The organism is Saliphagus sp. GCM10025334 (assembly GCF_042663485.1).
In the GTDB taxonomy this organism is placed as follows: domain Archaea; phylum Halobacteriota; class Halobacteria; order Halobacteriales; family Natrialbaceae; genus Natronosalvus.
Map to the genome: position 1 here is coordinate 228,078 of NZ_JBHTAF010000002.1, position 23,968 is coordinate 252,045.

The window sequence follows — 23,968 nt, forward strand, 5'->3', positions numbered from 1 at the left end:
GAGATTACCAGTTCCTCATGGAGAGTATGGCTAATGGTCCCGAATCTGCCTTCCGAAACAAGGTGACGAAATTTGTCGCCGACCGCCGGATTTTTGCGATCCACTGTGAGGATTGGTATGAGTGGGACGGACAAGGTGTTGCCATCTTCCCGGCCGATCCGCCAGATATGGATGCTGCACAGAGGATATATAATCAAATTGATCCAAATGATATTGTTCTGGCGCAACAAATCAATGACGGTCCCGATTACACCTATGGAATCGGTGTTGTTGATCAGCCGATCGCCCCCGGGCTGGACTCGAGTGAAGACGCTCCGAACGATATTCCGGTTCGTTGGGTGACGATGGCCTCCAATGGTGAGGGACTTAACAAAGCGCCAGTTGATGACTTTCCGACTGAGGCTGTCCAATCGATAGAGGCCGACCTGTTCGTCGATCTCGTGTATGGGCTTGGTCAGGAGAGTATGCCGCCCACTCCCGACGACATTATTAGCGAATTGGAACAGTGCTCACGTACGCCCCGACTCCGAGCACTCGTCAACGACGTACTCCCAGCCGGATGGGACTCATCCATTTCTAAAGAGGAACAACTCCTCGCGGTGGCACGGAACTTTCTTCACGAAACGGATCCCTCGGCAGAACTCTCGAATCGGCGGGGAGAAGCACAGGAAATCGTCGCGGAGCGTAAAAGAGTTGAGAAGAACACAGTGCAATCGAAATGCGGCCGCGAGATTTGGGATGAGAAAGACGAAGAGGATGGATACCAGGTAGGGTATTTCAATCCCGCTCTCAAGGAAATCGAACAGCGCTGGCTAACAGAAACACTTGATAGACCTAAAGAAATCACCCACCTAGCTCTCTCTGGCGAGGACTTCCATGATCTGCAACACGGGGATTTGGGAGAAGACGAGACCACCGTGTTTCCCGACGATATAGTTGATCGTGGACTCTTCGTCGCTCTGGAAGACGAACAGATCATTTCTTGTGGTAGATTTGGCAAGTCAGAGTCATCTATCAAAGACGGGCTCAAAATCCGAGAGTATCATTCACTGGATCGGCCGATTGCCGATAAAATCCCTGGGCACACGCGAGACGATCTCATTGAGTTTGATCAGCCACTGGAAATCGACGCCGAGACATACGACAGCCTACTCGGGATTTCTCGTCGACGTGTCTCGTCGACACAAACACCTAGTGGAGAACCACAAGCAAGCGGCCTTGATCGAAATGCAATCGACGCACTTCTAGAAGCCGAAGCAGCGCAAGCACATATCTATCGCGAGGCGCTGTCCCACCTCGTTGCAGGCAAGAACCTGCTGTTCTACGGTCCGCCCGGAACCGGGAAAACCCGGGCCGCAAGGATGCTGACGGACGCCGTCTGTGCGAACGCGGATCTCGTCACCGCTAACGCAGAGTGGTCTAACCATCACGTGGTCGGTGGCTACGAGCCAACGGGCGACAGTTGGGAATCGACACCTGGAGTCCTTACGGCGTCGGCACAAAGCTGTCGCGAGTCGCTTGCTAAAATGGGGGATCCGTCGTGGCTCATTATCGATGAGTTGAATCGAGCTAACTTGGACGAAGCTTTCGGCGAGGCGTTCACACTGCTGGACATCGACTACCGCGATAGCGTACCGATTGACTACGGGGATGATCCAGTGTATGTCCCGCTGTCCTTCCGCATCATCGGGACAATGAACACCTATGATCAGGCCCAGTTGTTCTCGCTTGGATACGCCTTCCGCCGCCGGTTTGCGTTCGTCGAAGTGCCACCGCTCTTCAACGACTCTGAGACAGGCTCGACCTCGGAGTCCACTCTGGACACACTTGGGGAGTCTCTGTCTGAACGATCGAAACAGGTGACCACAATCGTTGAGAAATCAGTCCCCGAGTTCTTTGAGACGACAGCAGTCGAGTTGTCAGCCGACGTCGCACCCGTGTTCTCGGCGTTCGCTGAAGAAGAGCGTGCAAAAAGCATTCTCGACGACCTACTGGCAGATGACTCGTTCCATCGAGAGGACATGAACTGCATTGAAGCGCTTGCGCTGTTCGGGCAAATCGTCACCGAGACCGACGTGATCGACATCGGGCAGGCGCTGATAATCGACGCGGTACAGTTCATTGTCGCTCACAACCTGCTCTTCCCGGAGGAGACGGGCTGGGAAACTGTCGACATAGCTGTCCGTGCTTACATCGTTCCGCAGTTCGAGCAGTTTATGTCGGAACTTCGGCGGGCAGAGACGGTAGATATTGAAAGCGATGCGCCCGAACGATATGACTACATTATCAATGTCGCCCGGATCCTCGATTGGCCCGACACCGCACGCCAGCTCGAACGTGCTAAAGAATCGAAGCAGATTCTCGACTGATGACTGAAATCGAGACCTACAGCAAGGCGACGCAAGCGCAGCTCTCGCTGTCGGATGCTCAGTGGGACGAATTGAGGACGTATCTTGAGGATCTTGCCAGCGATCTGGATCGAGCTGCAAGCGATGCACTTGGCGTTAGTGATATCGAGGAATCACCACCGGCAATCCGGAACGGCACGTTCGATCCTGGAGGTTGGATCGGGCAGTACCCAGGCGACATCCATGTCGTAGCGAATCGGTTCGATAAAGAGGAACAAAACTCACTCGTCTCGACGGTCGCCGAATGGGCCGATATGATCGGGGCGACAACCTTCGAGGCTGCCTTTCCTGTGTCGCCGGACATCCTCTTGGATAATCGCACGCAATTGGGAGGATACAGCAGCGCACTCATCGATATCACGGAGGTGCTCCGCACTCAACGGCTGCCGACACAGGTCAATCGTGACCAGGAACGAGGTTCCGCCACAACTGGCCGGCCACTCCTTCACGCGACGATGCAGGCCGAAGCACGTGGTACGCCTACGGTGGTCTCGGAAAATCTCCAGTTCTCGTTTAATACGCCTGCAAACCGGCTCTTGGTGCAGTTCCATGCCGTTCTCGCTGACCGGCTCCACGAACTAACAGACCGCTACAAGACGTATGAATCTGCATTCAGCGACCAACTACAGTACCACGAGGCGTTTCTGGAAGAGCCACTCCCGCGACAGCTATACGATGCTGCGATCGAGATGGACGCAGCCGAACCAAATCTCATCACCGCGATTCGAGAGGGCCAGACGGGGCCTGTATTGGAACTTGTAGACCTCTGGGAAACGTTCCAACGTCAACGCCGGCTTGAGCTTCGCATCTCTGATCTGCTCCAAACCGCCGTCAAACCACTCAGCAAATTATACGAGCTGTGGTGTCTTGGCCTGTTGCTTGATATGTTGATGACCCTCACCAACTGCCCGCCCGATACAGGCGAACTTGGCGATCTCTACACGTTCGGTGACACAGGGGCCAAACTCCACTACGATAGCAAATTGCGAAGGCATAGCAACTACTTGAGTCCTGAATTTAATGTTGGATCGGGCCGGCCTGATTTCGCCCTTAGCTATGGCGATGAAGTCGTCTGGATCGGGGACGCAAAGTGCAAGAGCTGGACGACACTGGAACTCAGCGACTACCAACGATTTTTCACGTATATCCTTGATTTTCTCAAAGCTGGCGATACTGGGACGATTCTTTATGCCGACTCTAAGAGACCCCCAGAGAGCCGGGGAATTCGTGATTTCGAAGTACAACACATTCCACTGCGACCGTTAGATCGCGAACCCGGCTATAGTCAGCTCAAGGATGAACTCAAAACGCGACTCATAGACGCAGGTGTCTTCAACGATCCCTCATAGTAAAATCGGCCATGATCCCAATTCACAAAAACTGATTCTGAGAACGACAATTGGAGACCACAACGTCATTTGACGGATTCGGTTGGCTACAGTTTCAATCTCCGCATGCGGAACAACGAGATCATGGTGTACCTCGTAGCCAGAAGATCGCGGGATAGGGAAGCCATCTTTGAACATCTCAGTGAATATCGAGAGGAAATTGAAGGAGCATTCGAGGATCCGTTAGAGTGGAGACCGTCTGATGGAACGTATAAGCTTGTTCTCAGGCGGGAAGCCGATCTTGAAAATAGAAGAGATGAATGGGGGACTACTGTGAGTGGTTGATTGATCGGGCCGAGAGACTCTATTTTGCTACTGGCCCTTACCTCGCCGGTTTCGACGCGAAATAGTAAGCGTCGATATAATCACCAACTCCACCAACTTTACCAACTCGTCTTTCTGGCCAGTGGATGATTTGCAAAGGGGCAGCATTGAACTCTATACCGGAATGGAATAACCCCCTTGTGCCTCAGTGCTATTCGATCTCGTGCTCAGATCAGTTCAACCGCGAAAAGACGCATCTGGGTCGCCTGAAATACATGAAATTGCAGTTTGAAGAAGAGGTCGAGTGATAATAGCCGACTAGCAATAGTCGGGTTTCTTCGATCTCATTACCGTTCTCCCGGCTCGGAGGTTGAACGGCCGTTGAGAAGGAGCATATTGACTCCGCAACCCGACTATCAGGAGTCGGGTCTCGAGTTCGCGTTCTGTCGCCAAAACGAGTATCTCAGTCGGTCGAAATAGCCGTATTCGTATTTAACCTGACGCCAACAAACAGCTCCCGACCCGACCCGGGTCTACGTACCGGTCTCGCCGACTATATCGACTCGGGTAACAAGAGCTACTCCCTTGGAGACGGTATGCTGTGATCCGACAGGAGCGATACCGACTACAGGGAGTCGGGTTCCGAGTTCTCCGTTCTATCGCGAAGACCAGTATTTCAGTCGGTCGAGATAGCCGAATTCGGATTTGCTGTGATCCAAAAAATTGCCACTATGTGCCCCGGCACGTTCCCGAGTCTAACGACCGGCTCGTCCATTGCCACCACCCTGATGAATAATATTTTACTCGCGTACGTGACGCTCGATCGCGACGAGAAGGTCGAAACTACCAACCCGAGGAAACGGTATACGTCCTCTATACAAACTCCGAGATGAGGGGGTAATCGACGACACCACCGAGAATTTGGATCGATATTGGTCGAGATAAATGGGTCAGACCGACCACTCCTTCAAAGCAAGAGGCAAGAAGTAAACTCGCTAAGATCATCGATTCGTCCATTGGAAAACAGACCAACTACCAACTCAACATGCCGGAACGTTATAATCAGTTTGTTAGAGCGATCGAAGCGAGAGCCGTTTCTCGAACTCCCGGTCAGTTTGCCTCCGGATCTGTTCCCGGACACCATGGATGTCGGACGTAAGTCCGAACTCGTCGTTGAGTTGCTCGAACTCTACGATATCGAGTATATTTTCTAGAAGGCCTACACGTCTGTCCTGCAACGCCTCGTACGTCCAGAGGGAATTGAAATAGTCGGCCAAGATAGGATCAATCTCGTCGCGTTTTCCTTGCTGGACGGCTCGAGACTGTTCGAGCAGATCCTTGAGTTTTCCTCGGTCAACCACCCCATCAGTTTCGGTGAAGTATCGGTTCGGGTGAATACTCCGGAAGTCCTTACCAGTGTCAAAGTACTGTGGCATTTTCTCGGCGAGGGGGAGATTACTCGCTCTGATGTTGTCGCTGTCACGGAGCAAGAGGAAGTTTCCGAGGTCGTTGACGAATCGCTGGGTGATGAACTCCTCAATGCTGTCGCGGCGTTGACGCTCGTCTTCGCTGAGGTCGTTGTCGTCCCGCCGGCACAACTCGATATAGGTTCGAATCGCCTCAGTGATTTCGACTTCGTCTTCTTCGAGTTGGAAGAATTCGGTCAGCCATATCGGGTTGTCGGCATTGTGTATCAGACTCTGTGGGAGAACGTGTTCGAGGTGGATACTGTCCATGTTCAGCCGGCGTTCGACGTACATGCCGTCCTCACGGAAGTGCACGTTTGCGATTTTGCCGAATAGTAGTTTCACGTTCTGTGGGTTCCACGCCTGCGCCTGAGTGACGATATCTACGAACCTATCGGAGAACATCGATGGGGTCGACGATCGCATCTCGTCAATCAGGTATCGGCGCGAGTCATCGTATACGTTCTCGCGGTTCTCCATTTCGGGCGAGAGTGAGAATCGGTGGATCGTCTCGATGAAGATCTCCTGGAAGATATTTGGGTCTTCCCCCACGAGAAGCCGTCTGAAGTTGAGTTTCTCGACTGTGTCGAGCACTTCGTAGAGCTGTTCGCCGCTCGCGTTCGACTCCGTTGCTGTGTGGTAGTAGAGCGCCAAGATGAATGGACGCCACTGATTCATCTGTTGGCCGTTGAGACGAATCAGCACCTCATGGCACTTCTCGTGTGCCTCAGTGAGAGCAAGGTCGGTGGGTTCCAGTACTGAATTTGTGATGTCCTTATAGTACTGAACGAGATCGTGGGCGTGGTCGAGAAAGTCTCGGGCGTCGTCGAGATGTCGCAATCGTGGCCGAACGTCGGATTCGAGATTACGGGTCGCGAACGCGTTGGTGAGTTCTGCACTGGCCTCCCCCACGGTCTCGATCTCGGGGTCGACAATGCTGAGGTGGACGGAGAGATAGTCGTCGATCTGGTCGTCGTCTGTAGCGAACGCGACCACGATGTCCTCCCACTTCTCGACGTACTCTTGTCGATCATCGGCATCAAAAAACGCGTTCACAACCGCTGCTCGAATGCGGTCGATCTTAGTGAGTTCAAGCCCACGATCGTTGAGAATTTCGAAGATCTGCATCCGGAAATCCGGTGCTGCGTTCCGGATGATGAACTCGCCAACGTGGTACGAGTTCTGGATGTAGTGGCTGAGGTTAATTAGCGCTAGCGCCTCGCTGTCGCTATCATTTGCCGCGTCGACGGCCTCCCCGACACGGTCTTTGTAGAAGTTGTAGGCGTCGAGCAACCGCCAGTTCGAGTCGTAGACCGGCGTAAAGTTTGAGAACGACGACGTATCAGGATTCTTTTCCTCGAGGACTTGATCGCTAATCCGGAATTCCTGGACGAGTTTCGAGATTCGCGTTGCATCGCCACGTCGACCGTCGACGTATTCACGTTCGTCTGAACAGAGATACTCCAATCGGGTTTCGGGGCCCAGCATGAGGGCTTCAAAGAACCCCAGGTCTGCGTCGTCGTCATCGTCGTGTTTATTGAGCGATAGACGTGGGACGTCTCCCTTAAGAGGGTTCTCGAAGCGGTAGAGGAGTGACTCGATCTGCTTGATGCTCCCTTTCCGTAGTTGATTGACTGTCTCCTGCTCGATCGACTCAGCATCGAGGGAGCGGAGTTCCTCGAGAATGGAGAGTAAAAGGATATTGATCGACGTGAGTCGCTGTTGGCCGTCGATGATCTCGTGTGTGTTGCTGTCTTTGTCGACAGCGAAGTACATCGAACTGAAGAACACGTCGGAGACGTCTGAGTCCTCGACGAGATCGGCCTCCGCAAACTGTTGAAGGTCAGACCACAGTTGTCGATGATGCTTTTCTTTCCATGAGAACAGACGCTGGTATTCCGGAACGTTAAACGTCCGATCTGAGAGAACGTCTTCTAACGTTCTCTTTTCCATCTCGAAATTCTCACCCGCGATTTGCTGCATCGCGACATGATCTGCGACCGCATTGATGTCGAGGTCAACATGGTCGTAGTCAATGTAGGTGTTGTAGAGCGTTCGAGCGTTTTCATCCATACCTGTGTGTCAAAGAGAACCCATATAGTAGTGTCGCGAATCACTACCAACAAGTGGTATGCTTTAACCGGTGAGAAAACGCCGGAGAGATACAGTGGAATACGTCAGTGCTGCTATATTCGGAACCAGCACACGTCAAGCTTCCCAGTCAAGAGCATTCAAGCCTCATCCGTTCCTGGCAAAAACATATATTACCAACATGTACCTTGTCGAAGTATGATCGATCCCGATATTGAGCGTGCACAAATACTCGCCAGACAAGCGAAACACGAGTCAGTCACAGCGGAGCGTTTGACTGAAAACAAGGTCGGGATCCAACGGTACCGGCTACACGACGACCCATTATACCGACTCCTTCGGGGCGATGAACAGCCCCATTTTCTATTCCATTCAAATCGGCATACACCCTCGTTCAATGGCCCTTCAGCCCCAAAGGAGATTCAACGATCACGTCGGTTTCGGGTTCTTCACCTCATCACTGATTCGAGGTGGTTAATGGTCGCTGGTAACCGACACGGAGACCAGAAACACGAAATCGTTCTGGACGAGATCAAAGCTACGAACTACGAAACCGGTAATTCACTTCGTTCGAGTTTTTCGAGAAACCTGTTCGCGTTGGAAACTGAAAGTGCTCACTATACAATTCCAGTTTCAAACGATTATGGGGTGGTAGCTCTCGAACAGTTGACCTACTATCTTCAGGAGACTCACGGAGCGATAGCCGGTGCCGTTGCAATCAATTCGGATGATGCAGGGTACACAATCGCTGGAAACGATTCGATTGAGTACAGTAAAGCCGACGTCCGGGCGAGACTTGATCGGGTTCCAGACGCTGCCATGGACGAAGCCAATGAATTACTGGCAAAAACAAACGATCCCGAGATTCTCGTCCCTCAACTAAATAGCCTCATCGAACGGGAAGAGCAATCGAGCCGATCGCTTGACGAGATGGTAAGTGAGGCGTCATCGGTTGAAGAGCTTCGCCGCGAACTCGAGACGCCGGCAGAACGCGCCCAACGGCGGACAAAAGAGCGGGCTGAACAAAAATATGAACAGGCTCGTGAGACCTTCAAACAGTCGGATCCGGAAGAGGTCGGGAGATGGGGTGCAAGCGTCGGACAGGCGGCCCTTCCATTAGCCATGGTAGCGCCAGGTTCAACACCTCTGTGGCTGGCCGCGTATTTCGTTCTCGGTGGTGCTGCTGGCGTTCACGCCAGTGGGAGTCAAGCATCACCATTAGCTGATGTAGATCCCGAGGCACTCGCTGCCCACATGACCGCGCTTGCACAGGCAGGGAAAGGTCTCGAAAACGTCGATGGTGAGGTAGCCGGTACGTTACTCGGTGCATTCACACACCTTGGAAGCCAACTCGCCCCCGAAGAATACGCAAAATGGATTACCGCCGCTGATCCGGAAGCAATTCTCGCAGGGGCCGAAGCAGGTGCAGAGTTCGCAATGAGTGACGATGTTACCGGTAGTCGACGACAAGGAGCGGTTGCAGGAGCAGGGCTAGGTGTTCTCGGGAGTTATACTACGAATGGCGATTCAGATGCTTTTCGTGAGATACTCGATGCAGATATATACGACGATTATTTGAAAGAGGTATCCACTGATAATACTCGAGCGCTCGAAACGCCATCAAAATAGGCTCTGGTTAGATTACTTTCGGATCGCTTTGAGGTCGCTTGGTAGCGAATTGTCTACCTGCGGTTTACAGCCCCGACCCTCGTTCGACTGACTTGAGGTATAGAGACCAGGCCTCATTATCTTCGGCAATATCGGTATCCTTGATTTTTAGAGTTTGATCTCGAGCCTAGTCTTTGTCGGGTCAAACGCGATGAGCGGACGCAGTAATTCAGCAATTGGCGTAACTCTACAACAACTACTATATTTGTTCGATCAGATGGAAATGTATGGCAGTCCACAACTGGTATCATCTAAGGGTGACATGAATGACAGGTGAGGCAATATCCGACTACATTTCCCCTAGTGAGGAGATCAAGACAGAGGACGGCAAAATCGATCCGACCGGCCTATTAGACGAAGTTAGTCTTTACAATCTCTACGATGAACGCGACTCGCCAGAGCAAGACGCCGAACGAATCCTCGAGATCACGTATCCAACAGACACACTCACGTCGATCATCAAGAACAGCGCTCGAAAAGTCAATGGAAACGATGGCTTCTCAGAAGGCGGGCAAGTAATAGGAGGCGGGTACGGGAGTGGTAAAAGTCACATCGAACTCGTGGTTTACCACCTCTTTGATTCACCAGAACTCGGGCGACGTTGGCTTGATCGACAGGGCATCGGCGTCGACCTTCCGAGCGAAACGCAAACCGCTGCCCTGCAAATGTTCAATCTGGACAGGGAATACAATCGCCTCTCCGAGGCCGTGGGCGACTATCTCGGAATCGAAGAGTGGGCCGAAGGAACCGACCTACCGACTGTCCATCAAATACGAGACGCTCTCGAAGACACACCGACCATCGTTCTCATCGACGAGTTCGAGCGGTGGTTTGGGATGGCCGACCGTGTCGAATACCGAGACGACAACCTTGCCTTTCTCCAGAATCTCCTCGAAGCGGCTGGCAGGGATGATACACAGCTCTCGGTTCTGATTTCACTGCTTTACGAAGACGAAGACGTGCAAGCGATCACGCAACGAACGAACCCGTTCACGCATGACCTCTCGTCTCGACGAGACGAGAAGATCGATTTTATCCTCCACCGACTCGTCGGCGAGGTCAATGACCCTGAGGGTGTAACTTCGCTTGCAAAGGAGTACACAGACGTCTATAGGCAAAACGACCAAATTCAACTCGACGACTATCAGGATCTCCAGGATCGAATAGAGCGTTACTACCCGTTCCACCCAGTCTTATTGACGCTCCTGATGGAGAAGTACTCCGAGCAGCGGATCAGTTCAGACGCGCGAGGTCTACTCCGGTTTCTCACCGAAATCCTCCGCGACAATTATCGTGAAGTCGATCTCATTCTGACGGGGAACGTGGATGTCTTCAAATACACTGATCGTTTCCAGTACATCGACAACGAACTCGTTGGGAAATACGTCAACGACTATCACCGGCTTCAGAAGGCCGACGAGACTTTTGACGAGTTCCACGAGGAGTTGCTGGACATCGTCTTACTACACAGTCTCGCCAGGGCCGGAGAGGAGGGTGCCAACAAGCGTCAGATGCTGATGGGTACGATGCGAAAAGGAATCAATGCCCACCGGATCATCCAGACTTTCACAGAAGATGTCTACGGACACGCGTGGCACATCCATCGTATTAACGGTGAGTACGCATTTGACGTCGACGAGAACCCAGCTGCCAGGATTGAGAAGAAAGCGGAGGACATTCACAAGCACGACGCCATTCATCGAGTCGAGTCTCTCGTCACTGGTGACCTCTTTGACGGACACAAAAACGTCCACATCCTCGATCCAGTGAACACCGAACAGGACATTCCCGATAACAAAGCGCTAAAGGTTGTCGTCACTCTCGGAGCGAAACGCAGCTATAACGAGGACTTCGAAGAGCTCACGACCGGTCAAGAGCGCGAGTTCAACAATACGATCATTCTTGTCACCCCGAGACAGCGGTCGAGCGTTGATACCAATACGGGCATCATAGAACTCGCTCGGAAGGTCGTAGCCGGCGAACAACTCCATCGGGAAGAAGAGGTACTTCCGGACGGCTTCAATGAGATTCACGACCAAAACTTCCAGAACCTCCGTGATCGCGTCCGAGACAAGTTCGGAACAGTTCACACGTCGACTGAACGCGGGCTCTTCCCACAGGATCTCCCGACAGGTGGAAACACGGACTTCTACACGGCGACCATTGAAGTAGTTAAACCCGACAGCAGTCAGCTCCGATCGGAAGTTGAGGATGCTGTCAATGAAGCCGGCGGGAGTGGCATCCAGTACGAACATTTGAAGAACGACTTCTATCGGAATCCGGCGTACACGACGCTCACGAGCGAGGACGAGCTTGAAGAGGCAATCAATTCGCTCTGTCGAGACGGCGTTCTCAAGGTGGGCAATTACTACGAGGAGAGAGTCGGAAGCCTCGGAAACGATACAAATCTCGTTCACGAGCAGTACGTTGCAGAAGAGGAGGATGTGCAAGAGAAAACGATCACGATAGACACAAGGAATACGGAAGAAGGAACGGTTGAAAAAGACGATACGTCCACCGGCGGAGGGGACTCCCGTGAACAGTCGAGCGCCACAACCGCCTTCCAATGTCCGCAGTGCGGTAATCAGCTCGAGGGGAACTCCTGCGAGTGCGGATTCGAGTTCGATGCAACGGATCTCGAAGAAGGGAAGGTAAAGATCGAAGGGGACTCGGACGAGATGGTCAATCAATTCCTTGATGACCTTGGACTGGACGAGCCTGATTCTAGAATCCAGGCCTACCCGATAATGGGTGACATCCAGGCAGACAACAAGCCCGACCTCATCGACGAACTCGAGCGTAAGATCGGCATTGAATGGGAGATTCACGAAGCGACAATTTCAGTCGAGGGAACGCTCACCGCCGGCGACCTCTCCCACTACGGGATCGGTGTCGACGCGTTGGACGGAAATGTGGTGCTCGACGAAACGTTCACTCTCAACCCGGACGAACCGATCTCGCGTCAGGGATTCCTCAGTTTGCTCTGGGATCTGAACGTCCCGGAGCAGGCCTCGCTGGCCGTCAAGTTACAGGTGGACAAGAATGAGTAGTGGGGTGTACGGAACCGAGGAGTTCGAATCCCTTATTCGGGAAGAGAACGTCCTCGACGGTGCGTTCGAATGCCTCCGTCGGATCTGGGACGATCCTGATGCCCTGAGTGACCGCCAGCTTACGGATTCCGAGTACCAGACGCGATTGTTCGAATCGGAATTGGAGAAGTTGTATCCACCACTGTACGACGATTTACTCGAGAAGGTGGGCGATCATCCGATCACGGAACTCGACGACGGGTGCGGCGTTATCATGGATGCGCTCAGCCTTCGAGAGGGATTCCGGCTCGAGCGAGAACTCGCAGACGATCACGGCTGGTCAGTTTCGCTCTCATGGGCACCGATCGAGCGGCTGCCTAGCGAGACCCAGTTCATTTGTCGAGAGTGGTTTGATGCGCAAAGCCCGTCTGCGGTTTCCCGGGATGACTTCCGGTTTGTCGGCGACCTGGACGTTCCGAAGCTTCCGAGCACGAGTCCGGAATACGTCTGGACTCGTCACCCGGATCAGCGCCTCGAGGGCGCACTGAAGGGGAATTACTCGATGGAAGAGGTCGAGGACATCTACGAGGACGTGAAGACGCTCCTAGAGGATATCATCTACGAGAGTGTCCACAACGAGTTCCTCGTGACTAGCGATCACGGATACGTGAATCACCTCGGAAACTCACCCTATTCGCTGACGGACGAGCAAGAGGAGGCATTATCGAACAAATTCAGTAGCCGATTCAGAGAGGTGGCGAATGGGCAAGCGTACCAAGTACTCGAGCGGGCGAAGGTTATTAAGCGAGTACGGGAGCATTACGTGGTACGCGGACATTACAAATGGACGAAACGTGGCGCAACGAAGAAGATCATGCACGGCGGTCTGAGCCTGCCCGAATGTATGACACCGGTACTGCGGATCACGACTTGAGGTAATTATGGAAACCTGGGACAAACTACCCCTGAACCTAATGGACGAATTGGCTGAGAGTGAATCATACCGCCGTGACGTATACCGCCCCATCTACTCACTCCACAAGTGGTGGGCGCGACGCCCCGGCTCCACGTTCCGGTGTCTTGGCCTTGCCGCACTGACCGATGACACCATCTCGAAAAACGATATTCTTACCAAGAGGACAACCGGGAGTCATGACGGCCTATATATAGATTCCTACGATGGTCGGATTAATCCAAATGACGAACACATAGATCGGGATGTGACTATTCTTGACCCCTTTGCGGGGGGAGGAACCACACTAGTCGAAATGAACCGGCTAGGCGCAAATGTCATCGGGTATGATCTTAATCCCGTTGCGTGGTGGACACAGAAGAAGTCGATGGAGGATGTAAACCTTGATGTCCTTGAAGAGGAATTTGAAAGGCTCCTTCAAGAAGTGCGAGATGACCTCAACGAATACTATTTGACTACTGACCCCGCTACTGGAAAGGAGTGCGAAGTTCTATACTACTTCCAGTCGCAGCATATTCCGTGCCTGACCTGTGATGAGGAGGTTCAACTATTCCCACGCTATCAACTTGCGAAGACTAAGAAGACTCGCCCCGGGGCGCTGTTCTGTCCCAATCAAGACTGTGGTGACCGAATAATCGAACTAAAAGATCGGGATAAAGGCCTTGATGAGGGGACAGAGGTCTCCGTTGCTGACGGCGAGACGGTAACCGTTTCTGAAGACGGAAATGAAGTATGTCCCAAATGCGGGCATGAGTTTGATCCGAATGATGGGACATACGGGTACGGCAAGTACACTTGCTCCAACGGACACAAACATGACGTGAAAGAAACACTCAAACGACAAGACATGCGCCCGCAATTTAGCCGGTTTGCTCTCCAATACGTAGACCCACGAGGTAATAAGCGGATTAAAGAATTCGAAGGAGAGGATGCAAAGCGTGCCGCTAGAGCAACTGAGGAATTGGAAAAACGCTACAATGAACTACTAATTCCCGAGCAAAACATCCCTGACGGGGACAAGACCGGTGCACTCCTCAACTACAATTATGGGAAATTCAATGAACTATTCACAGAAAGACATCTCCTGACTTTTGGTCTTCTATATAAGAAGGCAAAAGAGACCAGTCAAAGGGATCTCGAAGGTGCTGATAGCCAGAACATCTCTGAATTCCTGATAACTGCTGTATCTAATGCTATAAGGTTCAATTCTAAACTGTGTAAGTGGCAGTATCAGTATGCTCACGGGTACAACGTCTTTGACCGTCATTCCTATGTACCGAAGGTTCAACCAGTGGAAGCCAATCCCTTGAATGCTGAGGGGACGATCGCCTCGCTCCAACGTGCATTCGATAAAGTGTACAATGCAAAGGCATATTGTGAACGGCCATTTGAAAAGGTTAAAAATACAGTTTCAGGAGATGTTGAGCAGTTCTTCGTAGATAGCGAGTGTATCACATCCAACTGCGTTGAAAGACTAAATTGTAAAACAGGAGAAAGAATCGAGGAGGCAGATGAGTCTATAGACTATGTTATCACTGATCCACCCTATTATGATAATGTTCAATACTCAGAGCTTTCAGACTATTTTTATATTTGGTTAAGGGAGGCTCTCAAAGAGGAATATGATGAGTTCAAGCCGGAACTTGTTCCAAAAGCCCGTGAAATAGTCGCGAACACCAATGCCAATAAGGGCGAAGAGTTCTTCGTAAACTCTCTTTCAAACGTATTCTCTGAGTGTTACCGAGTCTTGAAAAAAGACGGCGAGATGGTTTTTACGTACCACCATAATGAGAACGAGGCGTGGTCTGTGATTCTTCAGGCTCTCGTAGACAGTGGGTTTACCATTACTGGCGCATATCCAGTTCAATCCGAGTTCTCCAACAATATGCACATCTCTGATGTAGACAATACAGAATACGATATTCTCATCTACGCGAACAAGGAACAGGTTGACGAGGAAATCACCTTGACAGAACTCCAGCAAAACTTATTCTTCGAATTGCAGGGCATGGCTGCTGATGAGCGTGAACGCCACGAAAACATCTCCAAAGCAGACCTAGGCGTCATCCTCCGTGGGAAGTGCATGTACTACTACTCCCGGCATTATCCCCATGTCTACTCAGAGGGAGAACAAGCCGGTATAGACGAGGCGCTCGACACGGTCGACTCGATCATTGAACAGGTTCTCGAAGGTTCGGTTAACCTCCCCCAAACCATCGATACCATCACTCAAGCGTACGCCGCGTTCTGTCAGCGCGGCTGGGAGGAGTACAACGACCTAAACAAGCATCTACTCGCCAAGAACCTCAACGTGAGCGACCTCGAGGACGAGAAACTCGTGAAAGGATCGCGCGATAAGAAAGAACCCGTCACGGCAGACGACCGAATCCACTATATCGAGAGCAAACTCAACAAGAACGGTCTCGGGGCCGACACACTCCTGGACATCGATAAGGTTCACTATCTCTATCACCTCTACAAGACCGATCAGAATACGGTCGAGTATCTCAAGGAGTGGAAAACGGACGACCTCGAGGAACTCGCCGAGTTCATGGCCGACGTAACGGACGATGATCGCTACGAGCGGGTAATGGAAATGGGGCTCTCACAGTTCTGACCATGCCACTCCACCAAGGATACAACGTCGTGACCGAACGCGTGGCCGAGACAGATAGCGAACTGGCCGCGCTGGAGTTCTTCCGGCGAGCGGCGCACGACGACGATATCGAGACCCCGGTGACGGTGACCGATCTCGAAGATCTGCTGTACAACACTGACGAAGAGGACCGAGGCGATGTTCTGGCCGAACTCCGTAAGACGCTCCGACAGACGAGGTCGCTTCAGGCGGGCGACGCCGTCCAGTTCTTGATCGACGGCCAGCTCGTCGACGACGTGGAGTTCAGAGTTCGGATCGAGCGGAGTGGCGAAGGGGTCTATCTGGATGTTGGGCAACTCTTCGTCGAAGAGCCAATGACGATCAGTGCAATACAGGCTGTCGCGCGGAAGTAATGGCTATCCATATACTCTGCGTAACCAATACGACTACCTGTTCTGCCATCTCCGGGAGCATCGAACTCACCCGTTTCTGGTACTCCGTGTCGAGGTAGCCGAAAGGCGAATCCATAATCACTGGGTAGATGTCACCGCTGAAGTATATTGGCTCTTCTTCGGAATAGTACCGCTCGCGAGCCAGTGAGACGAGCGAGATGATGGGCGAAAGGCCTGGCGAATGGAGGAGCGTACCGGGTTCTCAAACGAGCGAAGGTTATTAAACGAGTCCGCGAACACTACGTGATACGGGAACATTACAAGTGGACGAAACGTGGCGCGACGAAAAAGATCACGCATGGTGGACTTAGCTTACCCGAATGTATGACACCAGTCCTGCGAATTACGACGTGAGATAATCATGGAAACCTGGGATAAACTACCGCTGGAATTGATGGATGAACTTGCAGAGAAAGAGACCTACCGGCGAGACGTGTATCGCCCCATCTACTCGGTTCACAAATGGTGGGCGCGACGCCCCGGTTCGACGTTCAGATGTCTCAGTCTCGCGGCGATGACAGACGCCACCATTACGAAGGAGGACATTCTCACCGAGCGAACGACGGGAACACATTACGGTCTCTATCTGGACTCCTACCACGAGGAAATTAATCCGAACGACGAGCACATCGACCGCGACGTGACCGTTCTCGACCCCTTCGCAGGAGGGGGAACAACGCTCGTCGAGAGCAATCGGCTCGGCGCAAACGTCATCGGGTACGAGCTCAACCCGGTCGCATGGTGGACCGAGAAGAAGTCGATGGACGACGTGAACCTCGACGTTCTCGAGCGCGAATTCGAACGGATTCTTGAGGAGACGCGCGAGGAACTCGGGGACTACTACACCACTATCGACCCGAAGACGGGCCAGGAATGTGAGGTTCTTTACTACTTTCAGTCACAGCGCATTCCTTGTCTAACATGTGATGAGAAAGTCCAACTGTTCCCTCGCTATCAACTGGCGAAGACGATGAAAACGCGCCCAGGTGCGCTTTACTGCCCGAATCAAGACTGCGACGACCGAATCATCGAACTGGAGAACCGCGATAAAGGGCTTGACGAAGGGACAACGGTTACAGTTGAAAGTAGAAAGCAAGTGACTGTCTCTGAAGACGGGAATGAAGTATGCCCGAACTGCGGTCGCGAGTTTGACCCGAACGATGGGACGTACGGATATGGAAAGTACACTTGCTCCAACGGCCACAAGCACGATGTGAAAGAGACGCTTCAGCGTCGTGATGAGCGCCCTACGTTCGACCGGTTCGCTCTCCAGTACGTTGACCCTCGTGGTAAGAAACGAATCAAGGAATTCGATGAGGATGATAATCGACGAGTCACGCAAGCAGAAGAAAAATACAACGAATTACGTGATAGTCTCCCAATCCCCGAACAAAGGATCCCTGATGGAGACAAGAGTGGTGCTCTATTGAATTACAACTATGATAGTTTCGATGAGTTATTTACAACCCGTCATATTCTCACGTTTGGGCTCTTACTTGAGAAAGCAGATGCAGTAAGTAAACTTGATTTTGGGGAAGCAGATGGGCAAAATATCTCTGAATTTCTGATTACGACTATATCTGCATCATTAGAATATAATTCGAAGCTCTGTCGCTGGCACGCTGGCAATTCTAAAGGAATTAGTGTGTTTGAACGTCATGCTTTCAGCCCTAAGGTACAGCCAGTTGAACCAAACCCACTGAATGGGGCAGGAAACATCTCTTCATTAAAGAATTTCTTTGATAAGGTCTACGAGGCAAAACGATATTGTGAACGACCCTTTGAAAAGGTCAAGAACCGCCAGAAGGGGAAGGTAGAGCAATTTTATGTCGATAGCGAAGATATCTCTGAAGAGCGCGTCGCCGACTTGAACTGCAAGACTGCCGAGCGGATGGATGAAGATGACGAGTCTGTGGACTTCGTCATCACCGACCCACCGTACTACGACAACGTCCAGTATTCGGAACTCTCCGATTACTTCTATGTGTGGCTTCGAGAGTGTCTTCACGAAGAGTATGAGGAGTTCCAGCCGGAACTCGTTCCCAAAGCTCGAGAGATTGTCGCCAACAACAGCGCTAACAAGGACGAGGAGTTCTTCGTCGAATCGCTGGCGAACGTCTTCTCGGAGGGTCACCGTGTATTGAAACCCGACGGCGAGATGGTGTTCACTTACCATCACAATGAGAACGAGGCGTGGTCGGTCATCCTCGAAGCACTCATCCGGAGTGGATTCACCATCACTGGTGCGTATCCCGTTCAGTCGGAGATGCCGAATAACCCCCATATCTCGGATCTCGACAACGCGGAATATGACATCCTCATCTACGCGAACAAGGAGCGAGTCGACGAAGAAATCACGTTGACGGAACTCCAGCAGAACCTCTTCTTCGAGTTGCAGGACATGGCTGCCAACGAGCGCAAGCGTCACGAGAATCTCTCGAAAGCCGACCTCGGTGTCATTCTCCGTGGGAAGTGTATGTACTACTACTCCCGACACTACCCGCACGTCTACTCAGAGGGCGAACAGGCTGGTATTGACGAGGCGCTCAACACGGTTGATTCAATCATTGAGCAGGTCCTCGAAGGATCAGTCAACCTCCCTCAGAGCATCGACGCCATTACCACTGCTTACGCTGCTTTCTACCAGCGCGGCTGGGAAGAATACAATGACCTGAACAAACACTTGCTCGCCAAGAACCTCAACGTCAGCGACCTCGAGGACGAGAAACTCGTGAAAGGACCGCGCGATAAGAAAGAACCCGTCACGGCGGACGAGCGAATCCACTACATCGAGAGCAAACTCAACAAGAACGGTCTAGGGGCCGATACGCTTCTGGACATCGACAAAGTCCAGTACCTCTACCATCTCTACAAAACTGACCAGAACACGATTGAGTACCTCAAAGAGTGGAAGAGTGATGACCTCGAGGAACTCGCCGAGTTCATGGCCGATGTTACGGACGATGATCGCTACGAGCGGGTAATGGAGATGGGGCTCTCCCAGTTCTGACCGTGCCACTCCACCAAGGATACAACGTCGTGACTGAACGCGTGGCTGAGACGGATAGCGAACTGGCCGCGCTGGAGTTCTTCCGGCGAGCGGCGTACGACGACGACATCGATACGCCGGTCACGGTGACCAAGCTCGAAGATCTGTTGTACAACGCGGACAGGGAGATCGAGGCAACGTCCTCGCAGAACTGCGTAAAACCCTCCGGCAGACGAGGTCGCTTCAGGCGGGTGACGCCGTCCAGTTCTTGATCGACGGCCAGCTCGTCGACGACGTGGAGTTCAGACTCCGGGTCGAGCGGAGTGGCGAAGGGGTCTATCTGGATGTTGGACAACTCTTCGTCGAAGAGCCAATGACGATCAGCGCAACACAGGCCGTCGCACGGAAGTAACGGCTACCAATCAAAGATCGATTGCTACAGGTAGCCCGAATTTTGAAAAGCGCATTTCATTACCCTCGCGATTCTCGACACTACTCCGGCGTTTGGAAACTACTGACTTCGTTCTCGATCTGTTCGAGAATACCGACTCGAGCCTCCGTTTCGTCTGCTTGCCGGTGATCGTGGAGGAACGCGACGAGGTTGTCCAGGTTAGTCCCCGGCTCGTCAGTGACCTCGCGTTTGAGGATGCGTGCCCCGCCCGCCGCGTAACTCGTGAGAACGTCGATTTGAACCTCTGGATCGAAGATCGCGTCTGGATCCTCGGTGTGGGCGTAGGCCAAAGCAGCCGTGATGACCGCCAGACGCTGGTTTTGACCGATGTAGTTCCACCGCATTTCGCCATTGGTTTTGTGATTCTCGACCCAATGGTCACGTCTATAACCGACGCTGGCAGCGAAAACGAGGAATGGGATGCGGGACTCAAAGATTGAATCTGATCCTGAGGCGAGTTCTTCGATCGCCTCGTTTTGCTCGTAGTAGAACGTAGTGGGCATTATCGGACACCTCTATTCTCGGAAACAATTTCCGTGTACTCGTATTCGACGGACGGATCCTCAGAGGGGTCGTGGTACTTGAGCCGGTAGCGCTCCCCTGCTATCGCATCCATCTCGCCGGCGACCTCTGCCGTCCACTGACTCTGCGTGACCAATACGACTACCTGTTGTGCCATCTCCGGGAGCACAGAACTCACCCGTTTCTGGTATTCTGGATCGAGGTAGCCGAAGGGGGAATCCATGATCATCGGATAGATGCCGCCGCTGAAGTATATAGACTGTTCCTCGGAATAGTACCGCTCGCGAGCTAACGAAACGAGCGAGGCGATGAACGAGAGGCTAGCGACCTGCCGTTCACCGGTCGACTTCGCCACAGAAATCGTCTCCTCGGAGCCGACGTCCTTGAGAATTCGCAGAGAGTAGTCGTCGTCGATCTCAGCGTAGTAATCCTTTGCAATGATATCGCGGAAGATGTCGTTCACGCGCTCGTTGACGCTCTTTCTGACCTCGTCCTGGTACTTCTGGAATAACTCGTCGATTCGATCCCGGAGATACTCGGCCATCTGCGCGCGTCGCCTCGCGAGATCGGCTTTTTTGTTCTGCTCTTCTACTTCGTCGATTTGTTCCGTAATGTCGACTAATTCCGTTTCGGTATCCTCGATTCGTCCTTTAACGGTTCCAATCCGCTGATCGTATTCCGTAATCTGGTCCTCGAGTTGCTGGCGACGAGTCTCGAGCCGATTGATATCCTCGGTATCGATGTCTTCAAGTTTGCCGCTGATTTCCGATATCCGCTCCTCTTTTCGTTGAATTTCGTCGGTTACGTTACTACGCTGCTCTAAGAGGGTATTGATGTCATCGTAGATCCGTTCCTCGTCTTCTCCAATCTCGGTAAGCCGGCTAGCGATCTTCATCGCCGCTTCTTCTAGTTCCGAGGAGCCGGCTGCCTCTCGCCATTGATCGACATTCTGATACGGTTCGGTCTCCGGAACCAAATCACGCCCACAGATACACTCATTCATCTCGAGGAGGTCGTCGACGAACTGCGTCTTGATCTCGGACGGTATCTCGCCTTTGTCACGCTTCTTCTGCAGCATTTTCGCTGTTTCTTCGACAGCGGGTGCCGCAAACGGGACGTATCCTGCGTTCGAGATGCGCTCAGCGACCTGATCGTTTATACTTTCGATCTGTCCTTGTAAGCTTTCGATGTCCTCTTCGAGCCGTTCTCGCTCTTGTTGGAGATCGCGACTCTCTTCCAGTTCGTTCAACCGTCGTTTTACCTCTTCGAGTTCTTCCTCTGTCTTCTGCTTCGAATCGCGAGTTTCGCTGAGTTCGTCAGAGAGCGACGCTCTTCGATCCTCGAGATCGCTTCGTTCCTGGTATAGTCCGGAGAGTTCGTCGCTTCCGTGTCGGCTTACTTCATCCTCGAACTGTTTCCGAACGACGTTGAGATGACGTTTCCCCCGTTCGAGAATTGTGAGGCCCATTATGTTCTGAATCGCGGTTTGAATCTTCTCCTGGCCCCCGATTTCCGAGAGCTCGTCGATAGTCTCTCCATCGAAGAAGAAGATCTCCCGGAGGCGTTCGGGCATGATATGTCTGAGAGCGTCACCAGCGTTTCCGCGAACCTTTCGGTTACCGGACTCGTCTACAAATTCCAGACGAAGATTGCTGCTAACTTCCGTTCCGGTGAAATCGCTCCGTCCGTTTCGGCGTACGGTTTTCGAACGGGAGGCCGTGTATTCAATGCCGTCGTGGCCGAACGAGAGCCGTACTTCCACGTCGACGGTTCCATCCGATCCGGCTTCAGCCATCGCTCGCTCGCTAGCAACCTGCTCTGGTTTTGGGAGCGTAACATCTCCGTAAAAGAGCCACAAGAATGCGTTCAAGATGGTCGTCTTTCCGGATCCGTTCGATCCATGAATGACCGTGACGTTTTGATCACTACTCCTGGAGAAATCTATCGCTTGGTCGCCGTAGAACTGGCGAAAATTTCGGAGTTCGAGCCGGTCTAGTTCCATCTATTTGATCTCGTCTTCGATAATTGACTTGATTTCGTCGTTGATACCATGAGGTCGATCCATGTGCAGTTTATCTTCCTCTGCTTGAAGGATACGCCGCATGGCTCGTCTGACCGTCTCGTTATCCACTCCGTCTGGCGGGTCGGTTTGGCTCATGTTATCACTCATAGATCTAGAAGGTTAAAGTCTCTTTTCAGATCAGCCAGGGATTCTTGACTCGTGGGGATCGACGTGAGTTCCGCGTCAGGATGGTTCTTTGCACAGTCAGCAAACGTTGATGCGCGTTGTAATTCCTTCTGCACAAGCCGTCGCTCTAGATTGAAGGTTGAGTTTGACTTTTCGTGTCTAATTTCAGATGGAGGAGCGACGATGAAGTCGTGAATAACGGCGTGATCTTTCGACGGATGAAGCCGGAGAATGCGCCCCCTCCGTTGAACGAACTGTCGGGGATTCGATGAACTTGCCAGCACAAACGCGGTTTTGGTCGCAGGGACGTCTACACCCTCGTCTAAACATCGAATTGCCACCAGCACATCCAATACACCGTCCTCAAAGTCCTGGAGGAGGCGTTCTCGGGTCGGTTGATCCTCCTCGTAGGTGAATTTGTGTGTCTTCAAACCAAGTTCTTTGCCGAGTAGTTCGGTAACGGCGTTGAGCTGTCGTATCGTAGCCTCTCCTTCGGCCTGGATTTGGCCGTCACTACAATATACAAGGGTATGATGGATGTCTCCGCTCCGACGAACTAACGAACGGAGCTTAGACAGTTTGTTCTCGGCGACGCCAATCAGCCGTGCTCGTTTGAATAACAGTTGTTGAAGCTGCTCATCTTCTTGTAAATCGGCGTCACCAATATCACCAGAAACGTTCCCCATACGCTTGCCAATCGCCCTCGATAATGCGAGATACCCTTCGGATTCGTCGTCGGTCAAGTTGATGATGTGAGGAACGTAGTAATACTCGCAGAGATAGCCGCGATCTATCGCTTCCTCAAGACCGAATTCAAACACAACACCGTTTGAAAAGTAGTTCATAATCGCTTCAGTACCGTCATCATCGTACCACCGATTTGGAGTCGCCGACAGACCCAGCCGTGCACGGATACTTCGCGGAAGGTTCTTGCGGAGATGTGGCGCACCCATGTGGTGAACTTCGTCTGCAATTAATAGTGACTCAGTCCCGTCGAGCCGCGTTAACAGACTTTGGAAGTGGTCAGAGCCGAATGTCGCGTGCGTAGTGACGACTGCAACAATATCCCTCGCCCCTGTTGCGAATTCCGTAAATTGGCTGGCTAGTTCGTCCGTCCACGTTTTCCTCGATTTGTAGGCTCGTAGTGGAGTGACACCGAAATTGTCTAGCTCTGCCACCCATTGATCAACGAGATGCTGATACGGAGCCGCGATAATCAAAGCTAAACGATCACCCTGAAGCTCCGCAAGCTGGCTTGCTGCTAGCAATGACGTAATCGTCTTCCCAGTTCCCGTCGCCATATGAAGCACGCCTTGGCCTTGCTTCCTCATCCAAGTCTGGACAGCGGTAGTCTGATAATCTCGTGGTTCGAGCCAATTAGGTGGAGCTAGCTGCGACATCCAGTGTTATCTTCTATTACGAACTTCATGGCATATATCTCTACAGTACCGACCTTTTGAGCCGACCCATGATTACAACAGAT

General features: G+C 52.3%; 15 protein-coding genes and 1 pseudogene. 11 read left to right on the forward strand and 5 right to left on the reverse strand.

Annotated elements, in window-relative coordinates; translation table 11 throughout:
* Nucleotides 1-26: 26 nt before the first annotated feature.
* The 3 genes and pseudogenes from ACFQO4_RS09440 to ACFQO4_RS09450 all read left to right on the forward strand — a co-directional run.
* Entirely contained in the window at nucleotides 27-2,369 is a 2,343-nt protein-coding gene (locus ACFQO4_RS09440; RefSeq protein ID WP_500260678.1) for an McrB family protein, read from the forward strand.
* Nucleotides 2,369-3,757, forward strand: coding sequence for a hypothetical protein (locus ACFQO4_RS09445; RefSeq protein WP_500260679.1), 1,389 nt, complete (start codon nucleotides 2,369-2,371; stop codon nucleotides 3,755-3,757). Before ACFQO4_RS09440 ends, ACFQO4_RS09445 begins: the two co-directional genes overlap by 1 nt.
* Before the next feature lie 36 nt (nucleotides 3,758-3,793).
* Nucleotides 3,794-4,081 (forward strand): annotated as a pseudogene (locus ACFQO4_RS09450) (DUF4268 domain-containing protein); the annotation flags it as partial.
* A 1,049-nt stretch (nucleotides 4,082-5,130) separates the two neighbouring features.
* On the opposite strand, the gene ACFQO4_RS09455 reads toward ACFQO4_RS09450, so the two are convergent.
* A complete protein-coding gene (locus ACFQO4_RS09455) occupies nucleotides 5,131-7,599 on the reverse strand; it encodes a GmrSD restriction endonuclease domain-containing protein (RefSeq protein ID WP_500260680.1) in 2,469 nt (822 codons plus the stop codon).
* 216 nt (nucleotides 7,600-7,815) lie between these two features.
* Between ACFQO4_RS09455 and ACFQO4_RS09460 the strand changes: the two genes are divergently transcribed.
* The 8 genes from ACFQO4_RS09460 (at nucleotide 7,816) to ACFQO4_RS09495 (ending at nucleotide 19,736) form a co-directional block, all read left to right on the forward strand.
* Nucleotides 7,816-9,246, forward strand: a complete 1,431-nt coding sequence (locus ACFQO4_RS09460) for a hypothetical protein (RefSeq protein WP_500260681.1) — start codon at nucleotides 7,816-7,818, stop codon at nucleotides 9,244-9,246.
* A gap of 305 nt (nucleotides 9,247-9,551) precedes the next feature.
* A complete protein-coding gene (locus ACFQO4_RS09465) occupies nucleotides 9,552-12,335 on the forward strand; it encodes a hypothetical protein (protein WP_500260682.1) in 2,784 nt (927 codons plus the stop codon).
* Between the two features lie 145 nt (nucleotides 12,336-12,480).
* A complete protein-coding gene (locus tag ACFQO4_RS09470) occupies nucleotides 12,481-13,248 on the forward strand; it encodes a PglZ domain-containing protein (protein WP_500260683.1) in 768 nt (255 codons plus the stop codon).
* Between the two features lie 7 nt (nucleotides 13,249-13,255).
* Nucleotides 13,256-15,904, forward strand: coding sequence for a DUF1156 domain-containing protein (locus tag ACFQO4_RS09475; RefSeq protein WP_500260684.1), 2,649 nt, complete (start codon nucleotides 13,256-13,258; stop codon nucleotides 15,902-15,904).
* Nucleotides 15,905-15,906: 2 nt separating this feature from the next.
* The gene (locus ACFQO4_RS09480) at nucleotides 15,907-16,296 is read left to right on the forward strand and encodes a DUF8076 family protein (RefSeq protein ID WP_500260685.1); all 390 of its coding nucleotides are present in this window, start codon (nucleotides 15,907-15,909) and stop codon (nucleotides 16,294-16,296) included.
* 400 nt (nucleotides 16,297-16,696) lie between these two features.
* Nucleotides 16,697-19,345 carry a DUF1156 domain-containing protein gene (locus tag ACFQO4_RS09485; protein ID WP_500260686.1) on the forward strand — a complete coding sequence of 883 codons (2,649 nt, stop codon included), beginning with the start codon at nucleotides 16,697-16,699 and terminating at the stop codon, nucleotides 19,343-19,345.
* Nucleotides 19,346-19,347: 2 nt separating this feature from the next.
* The gene (locus ACFQO4_RS09490) at nucleotides 19,348-19,596 is read left to right on the forward strand and encodes a DUF8076 family protein (RefSeq protein ID WP_500260687.1); all 249 of its coding nucleotides are present in this window, start codon (nucleotides 19,348-19,350) and stop codon (nucleotides 19,594-19,596) included.
* Nucleotides 19,593-19,736, forward strand: coding sequence for a hypothetical protein (locus ACFQO4_RS09495; RefSeq protein ID WP_500260688.1), 144 nt, complete (start codon nucleotides 19,593-19,595; stop codon nucleotides 19,734-19,736). Before ACFQO4_RS09490 ends, ACFQO4_RS09495 begins: the two co-directional genes overlap by 4 nt.
* Nucleotides 19,737-19,816: 80 nt before the next feature.
* Here the strand turns inward: ACFQO4_RS09495 and ACFQO4_RS09500 are convergent, their stop codons facing one another.
* The 4 genes from ACFQO4_RS09500 to ACFQO4_RS09515 are packed head-to-tail and all read right to left on the reverse strand — an operon-like array spanning nucleotide 19,817 to nucleotide 23,885.
* On the reverse strand, nucleotides 19,817-20,278 hold the full coding sequence (locus tag ACFQO4_RS09500) for a DNA phosphorothioation-associated 4-like protein (protein WP_500260689.1): 462 nt from the start codon (nucleotides 20,276-20,278) through the stop codon (nucleotides 19,817-19,819).
* A complete protein-coding gene (locus ACFQO4_RS09505) occupies nucleotides 20,278-22,299 on the reverse strand; it encodes an AAA family ATPase (protein ID WP_500260690.1) in 2,022 nt (673 codons plus the stop codon). Before ACFQO4_RS09505 ends, ACFQO4_RS09500 begins: the two co-directional genes overlap by 1 nt.
* Complete coding sequence (locus ACFQO4_RS09510; RefSeq protein WP_500260691.1) at nucleotides 22,300-22,455, reverse strand: hypothetical protein; 156 nt, start codon at nucleotides 22,453-22,455, stop codon at nucleotides 22,300-22,302. It abuts the gene before it with no gap.
* Nucleotides 22,456-22,463: 8 nt separating this feature from the next.
* The gene (locus ACFQO4_RS09515; RefSeq protein WP_500260692.1) at nucleotides 22,464-23,885 is read right to left on the reverse strand and encodes a DEAD/DEAH box helicase family protein; all 1,422 of its coding nucleotides are present in this window, start codon (nucleotides 23,883-23,885) and stop codon (nucleotides 22,464-22,466) included.
* Nucleotides 23,886-23,968: the final 83 nt, after the last annotated feature.

Excerpts from the sequence above, each read along its gene's own strand:
- ACFQO4_RS09440 (WP_500260678.1), top strand. The coding sequence starts at position 27 with ATGGCTAATGGTCCCGAATCTGCCTTCCGAAACAAGGTGACGAAATTT.
- ACFQO4_RS09445 (WP_500260679.1), top strand. The coding sequence starts at position 2,369 with ATGACTGAAATCGAGACCTACAGCAAGGCGACGCAAGCGCAGCTCTCG.
- ACFQO4_RS09455 (WP_500260680.1), bottom strand. The coding sequence starts at position 7,599 with ATGGATGAAAACGCTCGAACGCTCTACAACACCTACATTGACTACGAC.
- ACFQO4_RS09460 (WP_500260681.1), top strand. The coding sequence starts at position 7,816 with ATGATCGATCCCGATATTGAGCGTGCACAAATACTCGCCAGACAAGCG.
- ACFQO4_RS09465 (WP_500260682.1), top strand. The coding sequence starts at position 9,552 with ATGACAGGTGAGGCAATATCCGACTACATTTCCCCTAGTGAGGAGATC.
- ACFQO4_RS09475 (WP_500260684.1), top strand. The coding sequence starts at position 13,256 with ATGGAAACCTGGGACAAACTACCCCTGAACCTAATGGACGAATTGGCT.
- ACFQO4_RS09480 (WP_500260685.1), top strand. The coding sequence starts at position 15,907 with ATGCCACTCCACCAAGGATACAACGTCGTGACCGAACGCGTGGCCGAG.
- ACFQO4_RS09485 (WP_500260686.1), top strand. The coding sequence starts at position 16,697 with ATGGAAACCTGGGATAAACTACCGCTGGAATTGATGGATGAACTTGCA.
- ACFQO4_RS09500 (WP_500260689.1), bottom strand. The coding sequence starts at position 20,278 with ATGCCCACTACGTTCTACTACGAGCAAAACGAGGCGATCGAAGAACTC.
- ACFQO4_RS09505 (WP_500260690.1), bottom strand. The coding sequence starts at position 22,299 with ATGGAACTAGACCGGCTCGAACTCCGAAATTTTCGCCAGTTCTACGGC.
- ACFQO4_RS09510 (WP_500260691.1), bottom strand. The coding sequence starts at position 22,455 with ATGAGCCAAACCGACCCGCCAGACGGAGTGGATAACGAGACGGTCAGA.
- ACFQO4_RS09515 (WP_500260692.1), bottom strand. The coding sequence starts at position 23,885 with ATGTCGCAGCTAGCTCCACCTAATTGGCTCGAACCACGAGATTATCAG.